The 12,572-nt window shown below is 68.1% G+C and carries 11 protein-coding genes; 4 read left to right on the forward strand and 7 right to left on the reverse strand.

Annotation, left to right across the window (positions count from 1 at the left end; all coding sequences use genetic code 11):
* Positions 1-16: 16 nt before the first annotated feature.
* Both C1922_RS08015 and C1922_RS08020 read right to left on the reverse strand, forming a co-directional pair.
* A complete protein-coding gene (locus C1922_RS08015) occupies positions 17-580 on the reverse strand; it encodes a response regulator transcription factor (RefSeq protein WP_108749272.1) in 564 nt (187 codons plus the stop codon).
* Positions 577-1,803 carry an ATP-binding protein gene (locus C1922_RS08020; protein ID WP_108749273.1) on the reverse strand — a complete coding sequence of 409 codons (1,227 nt, stop codon included), beginning with the start codon at positions 1,801-1,803 and terminating at the stop codon, positions 577-579. The genes C1922_RS08015 and C1922_RS08020 overlap by 4 nt, the downstream gene beginning before the upstream one ends.
* A 114-nt stretch (positions 1,804-1,917) precedes the next feature.
* Here C1922_RS08020 and ispG point away from each other — a divergent pair, with 114 nt between their 5' ends.
* The 3 genes from ispG (at position 1,918) to C1922_RS08035 (ending at position 4,762) form a co-directional block, all read left to right on the forward strand.
* The gene (ispG, locus tag C1922_RS08025; RefSeq protein ID WP_108749274.1) at positions 1,918-3,183 is read left to right on the forward strand and encodes a flavodoxin-dependent (E)-4-hydroxy-3-methylbut-2-enyl-diphosphate synthase; all 1,266 of its coding nucleotides are present in this window, start codon (positions 1,918-1,920) and stop codon (positions 3,181-3,183) included.
* Complete coding sequence (locus C1922_RS08030) at positions 3,164-3,913, forward strand: phosphatase PAP2 family protein (RefSeq protein ID WP_108749275.1); 750 nt, start codon at positions 3,164-3,166, stop codon at positions 3,911-3,913. Before ispG ends, C1922_RS08030 begins: the two co-directional genes overlap by 20 nt.
* Positions 3,914-4,114: 201 nt before the next feature.
* Entirely contained in the window at positions 4,115-4,762 is a 648-nt protein-coding gene (locus tag C1922_RS08035; RefSeq protein ID WP_108749276.1) for a response regulator, read from the forward strand.
* Positions 4,763-5,071: 309 nt separating this feature from the next.
* Here the strand turns inward: C1922_RS08035 and C1922_RS08040 are convergent, their stop codons facing one another.
* From C1922_RS08040 to zwf, 5 genes are all read right to left on the reverse strand, one after another.
* The gene (locus tag C1922_RS08040; RefSeq protein ID WP_108749277.1) at positions 5,072-5,731 is read right to left on the reverse strand and encodes a bifunctional 4-hydroxy-2-oxoglutarate aldolase/2-dehydro-3-deoxy-phosphogluconate aldolase; all 660 of its coding nucleotides are present in this window, start codon (positions 5,729-5,731) and stop codon (positions 5,072-5,074) included.
* Between the two features lie 236 nt (positions 5,732-5,967).
* Positions 5,968-7,884 (reverse strand): phosphogluconate dehydratase, encoded by a 1,917-nt coding sequence (gene edd, locus C1922_RS08045; protein WP_108749278.1) that lies wholly within the window; start codon positions 7,882-7,884, stop codon positions 5,968-5,970.
* 58 nt (positions 7,885-7,942) lie between these two features.
* On the reverse strand, positions 7,943-8,665 hold the full coding sequence (pgl, locus tag C1922_RS08050; RefSeq protein ID WP_108749279.1) for a 6-phosphogluconolactonase: 723 nt from the start codon (positions 8,663-8,665) through the stop codon (positions 7,943-7,945).
* Entirely contained in the window at positions 8,662-9,669 is a 1,008-nt protein-coding gene (gene glk, locus C1922_RS08055; protein WP_108749280.1) for a glucokinase, read from the reverse strand. Before glk ends, pgl begins: the two co-directional genes overlap by 4 nt.
* Positions 9,666-11,102: a glucose-6-phosphate dehydrogenase gene (gene zwf, locus C1922_RS08060; RefSeq protein WP_108749281.1), complete on the reverse strand. Its 1,437-nt coding sequence runs from the start codon at positions 11,100-11,102 to the stop codon at positions 9,666-9,668. Before zwf ends, glk begins: the two co-directional genes overlap by 4 nt.
* 354 nt (positions 11,103-11,456) lie before the next feature.
* Between zwf and ugpC the strand changes: the two genes are divergently transcribed.
* Positions 11,457-12,539 (forward strand): sn-glycerol-3-phosphate ABC transporter ATP-binding protein UgpC, encoded by a 1,083-nt coding sequence (ugpC, locus tag C1922_RS08065; protein ID WP_108749282.1) that lies wholly within the window; start codon positions 11,457-11,459, stop codon positions 12,537-12,539.
* The last annotated feature ends 33 nt before the right edge of the window (positions 12,540-12,572 follow it).

Here is a 12,572-nt window from a genome sequence, read left to right on the forward strand (position 1 = left end):
CGAACGCGACCCCGCATCAACGGCTCGGGTCGCGCTCCGGGCTTGGCCGCTTGGCGAGCTTGCGCTGCAGCGAACGCCGGTGCATGCCCAGCAACCGCGCCGCGGCCGACACATTGCCGCCGGTCTCGTGCATGGCCTGTTGGATGTGTTCCCACTGCAGGCGACTGATCGGCGTCATCGCATCGGGTACTTCCATTTCGCCGTCATCGGCCGGGCCGTCATCCTCTTCGCCCAGGGCGCGCAGGATCATCGGCACCGTGGCCGGCTTGGGCAGGTAATCGTCGGCGCCCAGCTTGATCGCTTCCACCGCCGTGGCGATGCTGGCGTAACCAGTCACCAGCAGGATGCGCATGTCCGCACGCAGCGCGCGCAGCGGCTGGATCAGGGCCAGGCCCGAATCGTTGCCCAGCTTCAGGTCGATCAGGGCGAATGCAGGTGGGTGCTGGCGTGCCAGCATCAGCGCGCTGGCCGCATCCTGTGCGGTCTGCGTTTCCAGGCCCTTGCGGGCCAGGCTGCGCTGCAGGGTGCGCAGGTACAGTTCGTCGTCGTCGACCAGCAGGCCAAGGGGTGAGGCGTTCATGGGGTGTCCTCGCGTGGGGCCAGCGGTAGGCGGAAGCCGACGCGGCTGCCGGCCCCCTGGGCCGGGCGCATCCACATCTCGCCCTGCAGGCGTTCGATGGTGGCATGGGACAGGGCCAGGCCCACGCCCATGCCTTCGCTTTTGCTGCTGCCGAACAGCCGGCCCGGCAGCACCGCGGCACGGGCGTTGAAGCCGTGCCCGTAATCGCGCACTTCGCCGATCAGGTCGTCGCCTTCGATGCGCAGGTCCAGGTCCACGCGCGGCCGTCCGGCCTGTTCGCCCGCATCGGCGGCGTTGTTCAGCAGCACCATCAGCAGGTGGCCCACGCCGGGATCGAGCGGCAGCCGCAGCGGCGCGTCGTCGTTGCGGTGCAGGTCGATGGTCGGCCGCACCAGCCGCCACTGCTCCAGCACCTGCTGCGCGCTGGAATGGCTGCGGCCGGGGCCATCGGTGGATGCCGGCGCGGCCAGCGCCAGCACGCGTTCACGGCACTGCACCAGCAGTTCGCGCAGGGTTTCCATGTCCTCGCGCACTTCCGGCTCTTCGCTGCGCTCGGCCACGTCATCGGCCAGCAGGGTCATGGTCGCCAGCGGGGTGTTCAGTTCGTGCGCCACCGAGGCAGCGTGGGTGGCCAGGGCGACGATGCCTTCGTTGCGGGCGAAGCGTTCGCGCAGCGCCGACAGTTCCAGTTCGCGCTGGCGCAGGGCCGTCGCCAGGCGGGTGGAAAAGGTCAGCACGACCGCCGCGGACAGCAGGAAGTTGGCAACCACGCCCCAGCGGTTCAGGTCCAGCGCGCGGAAGTAGCCGGCGGGCAGGGGTTGGCCGAACACGCCGCTGGCGGCGTAGCCCAGCAGGCAGGCGCCGGCCACCGCCAGCGCCCAGCGACGGGGCAGGGCGAAGGCGGCCAGCGCGATCAGGATCAGGAACAGCGAGCCGAAGGGGTTGGCGATGCCGCCGCTCCAGCCGACCATCCAGGTCAGGATGATCACGTCCACCAGGATGTGCCCGAACGCGGTCAGCGGTGCGGTATCGCCCGCTTCCGGGCGCAGCTGGGTGTACAGGTTGAACACGGCCAGCACGGCCACGCCAGCCCACAGGGGCTGCTGCGGCAACGGCAGGCCCAGCACCCAGGTGGCGACCAGGATGGTGGCCGCCTGGCCGGCCACGGCCAGCCATCGCAGGCTGCACAGGGTACGAAGGAACGGGGCGTCGGGTCCGGTCATGCCTGCCCATCGTATTCGTTCATCGCACGGGCTGCCTGCGACAATCGGCCGCAGACGCGCTGGCCGCTGAATGCGACCCACCCCGAATGCAGGGGCGGGCGGTAGAATGGCCGCATGCACGACGCCGTCACCCGCCCCACGCCCCCCTCCGATGCCACCGCCTGGCCGCGCCGCCAGACCCATGCCGTCCAGATCGGCGGGGTCACTGTAGGCGGCGGCAAGCCGGTGGTGGTGCAGTCGATGACCAACACCGACACCTCCGACGTGGCGTCCACCGCCAAGCAGGTGGCCGAGCTGTGGCGTGCCGGGTCGGAAATGGTGCGCCTGACCGTCAACACGGTTGAAGCGGCCGCGGCCATTCCGCGCATCGTCGACAAGCTGGCGATGATGGGCATCGACGTACCGCTGATCGGCGATTTCCACTACAACGGCCACCAGCTGTTGACTGCCGAGCCGGCCTGCGCCGAGGCGCTGGCCAAGTACCGCATCAACCCGGGCAACGTCGGCTTCGGCAAGAAGAAAGACCTGCAGTTCGCACAGTTGATCGAATTCGCCGTGCGCTACAACAAGCCGGTGCGCATCGGTGCCAACTGGGGTTCGCTGGACCAGGCCCTGGCGGCGAAGCTGATGGACGAGAACAACCATCGCGAACAGCCCTGGGATGCCGGCCGCGTGCTGCGCGAAGCACTGATCCGCTCGGCGCTGGATTCGGCCGAGCAGGCGGTGGAACTGGGCCTGCCGCGCGATCGCATCGTGCTGTCGGCCAAGGTCAGTGGCGTGCAGGAACTGATCGCGGTGTACCGCGACCTGGCCCAGCGCTCGGATTTCGCCCTGCACCTGGGCCTGACCGAAGCCGGCATCGGCAGCAAGGGCATCGTGGCCTCGGCCGCGGCGCTGAGCGTGCTGCTGCAGGAAGGTATCGGTGACACCATCCGCATTTCGCTGACCCCCGAACCGGGGCAGTCGCGTACGCAGGAAGTGATTGTCGCCCAGGAACTGCTGCAGACCACCGGCCAGCGCGCCTTCACCCCGCTGGTGACCGCGTGCCCGGGCTGTGGCCGTACCACCTCCGAATTCTTCCAGGAACTGGCCAAGGTGGTGCAGAACCACGTGCGCGAGAAGATGCCGCTGTGGAAGATCCACCACCCGGGTGCGGAGAACATGACCCTGGCGGTGATGGGCTGCATCGTCAACGGCCCGGGCGAGTCGCGCCACGCCAACATCGGCATTTCCCTGCCGGGTACCGGTGAGACGCCGGCCGCACCGGTGTTCGTCGATGGCGAGAAGAAGGTGACCCTGCGCGGCGAGAACATTGCCCAGGAGTTCGTTGCCCTGATCGACGAGTACGTCGAACGTACCTATGTCCGAAGCGCAGGATAAGCCCGTCATCCTGGCCGCGCCGGAGCCGGCGTCCGGCTTCCGCCACTGGATGGCGCGCAACGCCTGGCGCCTGCTGCTGCTGTTTGCCGGCGTGCTGCTGCCGCTGGCCGGCTTCGTGGCGCTGGCCGACGAGGTGCACGAATTCGAATCGTTCCATTTTGATGCGCCGTTGCTGTGGCAGATGCACGGCCTGCACTCGCCGGCATTGGACACGTTCTTCGTGCTGCTGTCGCGGCTGGGCTACGAATGGTTCCTGATTCCCGCCGACGTGCTGATCGTGGGCGCACTGGCCTGGCGGCGGCGCTGGCGCGAAGCGACGTTCGTGGCCGTGTGCTTCGTCGGTTCGGCGCTGCTGAACATGGGCAGCAAGCAGTTCTTCCAGCGTGACCGTCCCAGTCTGTGGGAATCGATCGCGCCGGAATCGACATTCAGCTTCCCCAGCGGCCATGCCATGGGCTCGATGACCTTGGCGATGACCCTGGTGCTGCTGGCCTGGAACACCCGCTGGCGATGGCCGGTACTGGTGCTGGCCCCCGCGTTCAGCCTGCTGGTGAGCGTGTCCCGGGTCTATCTGGGCGTGCACTATCCCTCGGACATCCTGGCCGGATGGTGTGCCGCGCTCGTTTGGGTGGTAGGGTGCTATCTGGTCATGTTCCGTCGCCGGCATCCTTGGCGGCGTCACGGTTCGCCGCCAGCGAGGGCCAGCGAAGCGATCGCAACAGGGGATTGACGTGGCTGTCCCGTTTGGGACGCCGCGCAATGGATGTGTAGTTTCGATGTCGGGGGTTTTACGGGGCCAGGGACGGAATCGGCGCGTGAAGAATGTGATGCGCAAGGCAGAACGCCGTTTTTGCGCAGTTTCCGCGCTTGCGATGTGCCATGGCGCACGCCTAGCTTGGCCCCCGATGGCCGCATTCGAAGAGGGACGTGGATGACGATTCGAGTCTACCTGGTGGATGACCACGCGCTGGTCCGCACCGGGATGAAAATGATCCTGTCGGGGGAACCCGACATCGAGGTCGTGGGCGAAGCCGAGACCGGCGAGGACGCCCTGCGCGAGGTCCGCCAGCTGCTGCCGGACGTGGTGCTGTGCGACCTGCACCTGCCCGGTGTCAGTGGCATGGAGGTGACCGAGCGCATCGTGCGCAGTCACCGCGCCACGCGTGTGGTGATCGTATCGGTGCTGGAAGACGGGCCGCTGCCCAAGCGCCTGCTGGAGGCCGGTGCGGCCGGTTACATCGGCAAGGGCTGCGATGCACAGGAACTGCTGCGCGCGGTGCGCGACGTGGCCGGCGGTCGCCGCTACCTGGGCACCAGCATCGCGCAGAACCTGGCGCTGTCCACGGTGGAAGGCAACGCCTCGCCGTTCGATACGCTGTCACCGCGCGAACTGGAAGTGGCCCTGCTGCTGACCCAGGGTCTGCGCCAGGAAGACATCGCCCGGCGCCTGAGCCTGAGCGCGAAGACCGTGAACACGCATAAGGCGCGCCTGTTCGAGAAGATGGGTATCCACGACAACATCGCGCTGGCGCGCATGGCCAGCCAGTACGGGCTGGTGGATCCGGCACGGCCGCTGTAAGAATTCCAGCCAACGGCGCAGCCCCTCGCGGTGGTGGTGCGGTCAGATTCTGGAGGGTGGCCCTGCGGAGGGATTGCGCAGGGGACGCCGTGAATCCATCCCTGGAGGCTCGGTCGCGCCATCCATGGCGCTCACGCCCCTGCGCAATCCCTCCGCAGGGCCACGGATAGTTTCCGTGCGCCGCCACCGCGGAATGAAGAAGGAGGAGCGGGAGCGGGTCGCGCGCGTTGCGCGCTCGTGGCCTGGGGTCAGCGGACCCCGGGGTCGGATCCCTTTCCCGGCGGGAAAGGGCTCTGACCCCGTAGTTCTTCAGTGGCCGCGGACGCGCTTGACGATCTTCGCGGCCTGGGCGGCGCTTTCGCGCACCTTGTCCCACTGGCCATCGGCGATCCAGTTGCCCGGCACCATCCACGAACCACCGATGCAGACCACGTTCTTCTGCTCCAGGTATTCGGCGGCGGTGTTTTCGGTGATGCCACCGGTGGGGCACAGCTTCAGGTCAGCCACCGGCCCAGCCAGGCCCTTGATCATCGCCAGGCCACCCACGGCCGTGGCCGGGAACAGCTTGCACACGCGGAAACCGCGCGCGTAGAGCGACAGCAGCTCGGTCGGCGTGGCCGCACCCGGCACCACCGGCAGCGGCGCCGCCGCCAGCGCATCGGCCAGCACCGGCGGCGTACCCGGAGTGACCAGGAAATCCGCACCGGCATCGATGGCCTGCTGCATCTGCTCCACGGTCAGTACCGTACCGGCACCCACCACTACATCGGGCAGCTCGCGCTTGAGCATGGCCAGCGCCTCCATCGCCACCGGCGTACGCAGGGTCAGCTCGATGGCCGGCAGACCGCCCTCCAGCAGCGCCGCACTGACCGCGCGCGCCTGCTCCAGCGTATGAATCGTCACCACCGGCAGAATACCCGCCGCCCGCAGCATCTCCGCCGCCTTAACCTGATGTTGCTCGATACCCATGCTTTTGCCCTTGCCTTCGCTTTCGCTCTATTTGTGCTCTTCAACGATCACTTCGCGGCGTTGACGCGCCGGAGAGTGTCAGGAGGGCGCGGTCAGCCCCAGCCGGGACCGCAGGCGCCATGGATGGCGCCTACGAGCCCCCAAGGAGGGGTTTACGGCGTGTTCCGGCTGGGGCTGACCGCGCCCTCAACCAGCAAACCCACCGCCGCGACAAACCCGCAACGCTCTTCAAACCCTCAGGCGTCCTTCGCCTCATGCGGCGCCGCCGCCGCAGCCGCATCGTGCCCCAGCTCGTACTCCGCGTCGTAATCCCACGGCCCACCATCGGCCGCCGCCGGACCACACGAAATCGAAATTGCGCCCTGGTCCGCGGGCCCAACCACACGACGATTGATCGCAAACAGGTTGCGGCCCATATCGTTCGCCGCCGGCGCGGTATTCGGCGCCTGCGTACGCGCCGCCCATTCGGCCGCATCCACCAGCACTTCCAGCGTGCCGGCCTCGCCGTCCAGACGGATCATGTCGCCCTCGCGCACCTTGCCCAGCGGACCCCCGCGCGCCGCTTCCGGCGTCACGTGAATGGCGGCCGGAATCTTGCCCGACGCACCCGACAGACGGCCATCGGTAACCAGCGCCACGCGCCGGCCCTGGTTCTGCAGCAGGCCCAGCAACGGCGCCAGCGAATGCAGTTCCGGCATGCCGTTCGCACGCGGGCCCTGGTAACGCACCACCGCCACGAAATCCTGCGGCAGCATGCCTGCGGCGTGCAGCTTGTTCAGCACCTGCGGCGCATCGACCACCACGGCCGGGGCCTCGATGGTGCGGTACTGCGGCTTCACCGCCGACAGCTTGATCAGCGACTTGCCCAGGTTGCCACGCAGCAGGCGCAGGCCGCCCTGGCTCTCGAAGGGGTTGTCCACGCCGCGCACCACCTCGTCGTCGGCGCTGCGTTCCAGCCCCGGCAGGTAGACCAGCTGGCCATCGCGCAACTGCGGCTCGCGCGCGTAGTCGGCCATGCCGCCGCGCGCCACGCTGACCAGATCGCCGTGCATCAGCCCGGCCTTGATCAGTTCACCGAACACGAAGGCCGGGCCACCGGCGGCGGCAAAGCGGTTCACGTCGGCCTCGCCGTTCGGATAGACGCGCGCCAGCAGCGGGATCAGCTGCGACAGCTCGTCGAAATCGTCCCAGGTCAGCACGATGCCAGCCGCACGGGCCACGGCAATCCAGTGGATGGTGTGGTTGGTCGAACCGCCGGTGGCCATCAGCGCGATCACCGCGTTGATGATGGCGCGCTCGTCGATGATGCGGCCCAGCGGACGGAAATCGTCGCCCAGCGCGGTGATGTCCAGCGCGCGCTCGGTGGCTTCGCGGGTCAGCGCATCGCGCAGCGGCGTGCCGGGGTTCACGAACGACGCGCCCGGCAGCTGCACGCCCATCGCTTCCAGCAGCACCTGGTTGGAATTGGCGGTGCCATAGAACGTGCAGGTGCCGGCGCCATGGTACGACGCCGATTCGGCTTCCAGCAGTTCCTCGCGCGTGGCTTCGCCGGCGGCGTAGCGCTCGCGCACTTCGGCCTTCTGCTTGTTCGGAATGCCTGGGGTCATCGGGCCTGCCGGCACGAAGACTGCCGGCAGGTGGCCGAAGGCCAGCGCGCCGATCAGCAGGCCGGGCACGATCTTGTCGCACACACCCAGGTAGACGGTGGTGTCGAACATGTCGTGGCTCAGGCCGATCGCGGTCGCCTGGGCGATCACATCGCGCGAGAACAGCGACAGTTCCATGCCACCGCGGCCCTGGGTGACGCCGTCACACATGGCCGGTACGGCACCGGCCACCTGCGCGGTCGCGCCCAGTTCGCGGGCGATCTGTCGGATCTGCTCGGGGTAGGTCTCGAACGGCTGGTGCGCCGACAACATGTCGTTGTAAGCGGTGATGATGCCCAGGTTGGCGGTGACGCCTCCGCGCAGGCGGCTCTTGTCGGTGCCGCCACAGGCGGCGAAGCCGTGGGCGAGGTTGCCGCAGCTCAGGCGGCTGCGGAACGGGCCGTCACGCAGCGAGGCGTCGATCGCGGCCAGGTAGGCGGCGCGGGACGCAGCGCTGCGGCGGATGACACGCTCGGTGATGGCTTGCAGTTGCGGATGGAGGCTCATTGGCTACCGGCATTCAAGGTGGCGAGTGACAGGCGGCACCGAGGTGCCGCCGCCGACATCAATCAGCCCAGTGGACGCGCAGGCGCGCGCCGTCCAGGTTGATCGCAGAGAGGATCGGGTACTGCTGCGGGTCGTTGCTGTCCAAGGCCTGGCGCAGCACCTGCAGCTTCTGCTTGCCGCGCAACAGCAGCAGGCGCTGGCGGCACTGGCCCAGCCCGCGCGGGGTCAGGGTGATGCGCAGCGGCCACTGGTTCGAGCCCGGGCAGCCGGTGGCATCCAGCGCCGCGTAGGGCAGGGTGCTTTCCAGTGCGCGGGTCAGATCCTTCGAACCCGGGAACAGCGACGCGGTATGGCCGTCGTTGCCCATGCCCAGGGCCACCACGCTCGGCGCCTGGCTGTGCTGGGCCTGCAGGTTGGCGGTGTACACGCATTCGGGCAGCGGCTTGCCCACGCGCACCAGCGGGTCGAAGTGCGCACCTTCGGCACGCTTTAGCAGGTGCTCGCGCACCAGCCAGGCATTGCTGTCGCGATCCTGCGGCGACAACCAGCGCTCATCGGCCAGGCTCACTTCCACCCGGTCCCAATGCACGTCCAGTTCGGCCAGCGCCTGGTACACCGGCGCCGGGGTGGTGCCGCCGGACAGCAGGATGCGGGCACGGCCCACGTCGTTGATGTCATGGTTGATGGCCTGGGCCATCTCGGCGGCCACCGCTTCGATCCAGGCATCGGCGTCACCGTGCTGTACGAAATCGATGCGGTCGTCGTGGAAGATCGGGCTCATGCAGCAACTCCAGGGGCATCGCGTTCGGCGTCGGCGGCGTAGGCGGCAGCGCCCAGCAGGCCGGGGCAGGGGTGCATGATCGCCAGTGACGGCACCCGGCCCATGATGGAAGAGAACCGGCCCTTGTGTTCGAAGCGCTGGCGGAAACCGGAATGCTGCAGCGAATCAAGCATCTTCGGCACCAGGCCGCCGGTCAGGAACACGCCGTCCCAGGCGCCCTGCACCAGCACCAGGTCACCGGCGATGGCACCGAACACGGCGCAGAACACGTCCACCGTGCGCATCGCCTGCGGGTCACCCAGCGCGGCACGCGCGGTGACGTCGGCCGGCTGCAGCTGGCCCGGATCGAAACCGGCCATCTCGCACACGGCGCGATGGATGTTGACCAGGCCGGGGCCGCAGATCAGGCGTTCGTTGGAGACGCGGCCGAACTGCTCGGACAGGATCTCCAGGATGCGGATCTCCTCCGGCGTGCCCGGCGGGAAGCTGACGTGGCCACCTTCGGTTTCCAGCGGATAGCTGCGGCCGTGGCGCACGATCAGGCCGCCGACACCGAGGCCGGTGCCCGGACCGATCACGCCGTAGTTGCGCGGCTGGCCCGGTGCGGCCGGGGTCCAGTGCGCGCCGCCGATCTGCACCACGTCATGCGGCTGCAGCAGCGCGACGGCCATGGCCTGCGCGGCGAAATCGTTGATCAGGTGCAGTTCGTCGAAACCGAGCATGGCCGCGGTGCGGCTGCGCGAGATCACCCACGGGTGGTTGGTGATGCGGGCTTCGTCGCCATCCACGCGGCCGGCCACGGCGAACACGCCGCGGCGGGCGCTGGCGCCGGCCTGTTCCAGGTAATGGCGCGCGGCATCGCCCAGCGACGGGAACTCGGCCACCGCGTATTCGCGGATGCTGTCCTTCAGCAGCGGCGCGTCCTGCGAGGTGTCGGCCAGGGCGAAACGGGCGTTGGTGCCGCCGATATCGGCCACCAGCACCGGCTGGCTGGCAACACTCATGCCGATGCTCCGCTGTCGGGAGCATCGACGCCCTGGGGCAGGAACCCGGTTGCGCTGCTCGGGCCCCACTGGCCGGCCGGGTAGGGTTCCAGCGGCAGCTTGGCGTCCTTCCAGGCGTCGGCCACGCTGTCGATCCAGGCCCAGGCGGCGCGCACTTCGTCATCGCGCACAAACAGCGTGTGGTTGCCGTTGAAGGCATCCAGGAACAGGCGTTCGTAGGCGATGCGGCGGTGCAGGCCAGTCGGCACCGACAGTTCCAGTTCCAGCGGGTGCAGTTCCAGTGCGCCCCATTCCGGGCCGGCCAGGCTGCTCATCAGGCCCAGTTCGATGTTCTCCTGCGGCTGCAGCTGGAACACCAGGCGGTTCGGCGCGGCCTGCGCACGCTGCGGGCGCTCGAACAGCCAATGGGTGACCGGCTTCAGCGTGACCACCACGCGGGTGGTGCGCTCGGGCAGGCGCTTGCCGGTAACCAGGTGGAACGGCACGCCGCTCCAGCGCCAGTTGTCGATGTGCGCAGTGACACCGGCGAAGGTTTCCACGTCGCTGCCTTCCGGCGGCTGGTAGGCCTGGGCCGGCTGGCCGTTGATGCTGCCGGCGGTGTAGCGGCCACGGATGCTGTCACGCGCGGCGTGCTTGGCATCCAGCGGGCGCAGGGCACGCAGCACCTTCACCTTTTCGTCGCGGATACGGTCGGCTTCCAGCGACGCCGGCGGCTCCATCGCCACCATGCACAGCAGCTGCAGGATGTGGCTCTGCACCATGTCGCGCAGCGCGCCGGAGCGGGCGTAGTACGCGTCGCGGCCGTCCACGCCTTCGCTTTCGGCCACCAGGATGTGCACCGATTCGATGTAATTGCGGTTCCACACGGCTTCCAGCAGCGTGTTGCCGAAGCGCAGGGCGATCAGGTTCTGCACCGCGGCCTTGCCCAAGTAGTGGTCCAGGCGGAACACGCGGTCTTCGTCGATCCACTGGCCGATGGTGCTGATGATCTCCTCAGCGCTTTCGCTGTCGCTGCCGATCGGCTTTTCCAGCATCAGGCGTGCCGGCGATGCCAGTGCGCCGCCCTTGGCCAGGCCTTCGCAGGTGGAGATGTACAGGCCCGGCGGAATGGCCAGGTAGCTGACGCAGCGGCGGTGTACCAGGTCGGACACGGCGGCGGCCACCGAGTCCACGTCGCGCAGGTCCACCGAGCGGTAGTCGATGCGGCGCAGCAGGCCGGCGATGTCGTCCTGGCTGGCCATGGGCATGGCCTGCTGCAGGCGCGGGCGCAGGATGTCATGGAAGGCTTCGGTGTCGTGGCCGGACAGGGCCAGCGCACGGATGCGGAAATCCTCCGGCAGCAGGCCGTCGCCGAGCAGGCGCAGCAGCGAAGGGAACAGGTAGCGCTGGGCCAGATCACCTGTGGCACCAAACAGGAAGAGGGTGTCGTGCATCGCTCGAGTTTCAGATCCGGGTGACATCGTTGTCAATCGCTTCATGGCTGGGTTCAGGGGACATCCGCGCTACTGTCTGTCCGAGGTTCGCTGGAGGCGGCTTTCCGGACTTCCGGACGACCGTTCCATTCGAAACCACCGCAACGGCCCGCTTTCGGTTGGCCGCTGTTGCAGGTCGGTGCGCGCCGACTATCGGATAGTGCCACGTGAAAACGTTTACATGGCAGAATGGGCAACTGTATTCGATTGCAGTGCTCGCCGTCATGCGGCGACCGCGCAATCATCACTGCCATCGGGAGGGCCGAAGGCAGTCCCCAATGACAGCCCGGCACCGGGCGGACTGGATAGAGTGATATGGCAAAAGTGCAGTTGCAGGGTGTGCGCAAGGTCTACGACAACGGCCAGGTCGCAGTGAAGGACGCCACCTTCGAGGTGGCCGACGGCGAGCTGATGGTGCTGGTCGGACCGTCCGGCTGCGGCAAGTCGACGCTGCTGCGGATGGTGGCGGGCCTGGAGGAAATCAGCGGCGGCACGCTCACCATTGGTGACCGGGTGGTCAATGACGTGGCGCCGAAGGATCGCGACATCGCGATGGTGTTCCAGAGCTACGCGCTTTACCCGCACATGACCGTGGCCGAGAACCTGGCCTTCGGCCTGAAGCTGCGCGGCCACGACAAGGCGACCATCGACAGGCGCATCGCCGAAGCGGCGCAGACGCTGGGCCTGACCGAGATGATGGACAAGCTGCCCAAGGCGATGTCCGGTGGCCAGCGCCAGCGCGTGGCCCTGGGCCGCGCCCTGGTGCGCGAGCCGGCGGTGTTCCTGCTGGACGAACCGTTGTCCAACCTGGACGCCAAGCTGCGCCACAGCGTGCGTACCGAAATCGCACAGCTGCACCGCAAGCTGGGCACGACCATGATCTACGTGACGCATGACCAGGTCGAAGCAATGACCCTGGGCCAGCGCATCGTGGTGCTCAAGGACGGCATCATCCAGCAGATCGACACGCCGATGGCGCTGTACGACCGCCCGGCCAACCTTTTCGTGGCCGGCTTCCTGGGCAGCCCGGCAATGAACGTGCTGCGCGGCACGCTGCAGGGGGATGCCGGTGGCGTAAGCGTGGTGGACGGTGCGTGGAGCGCCCCGCTGGGCCAGGCCACCATCGACCCGGCATGGCTGCAGAAGTCGATCGCCGTGGGCGTACGTCCGGAGCATCTGCAGCCGGCGGCCGCCGATGATGCGCATGCCTTCATCGCGCGCATCGAGGGCATCGAGCCGGTTGGCAACGAGATCTTCGTGAACCTGAGCAGTGGCCAGCATGCGCTGACCATGCGCGTGGCGCCGCAGGCACTGCCGGCGGTGGGCGAGGAGATCCGCGTGGCAATCCACCCGCAGGGGCTGCACTTCTTCAGTGCAGAAACCGGCGAGCGTCTGTAAGGACGTTTGGTCGGCGTGCGGACCAAGGTCCGC

Origin of the sequence: Stenotrophomonas sp. ZAC14D2_NAIMI4_7, from assembly GCF_003086675.1 — a bacterium.
Taxonomy (GTDB): Bacteria; Pseudomonadota; Gammaproteobacteria; order Xanthomonadales; family Xanthomonadaceae; genus Stenotrophomonas.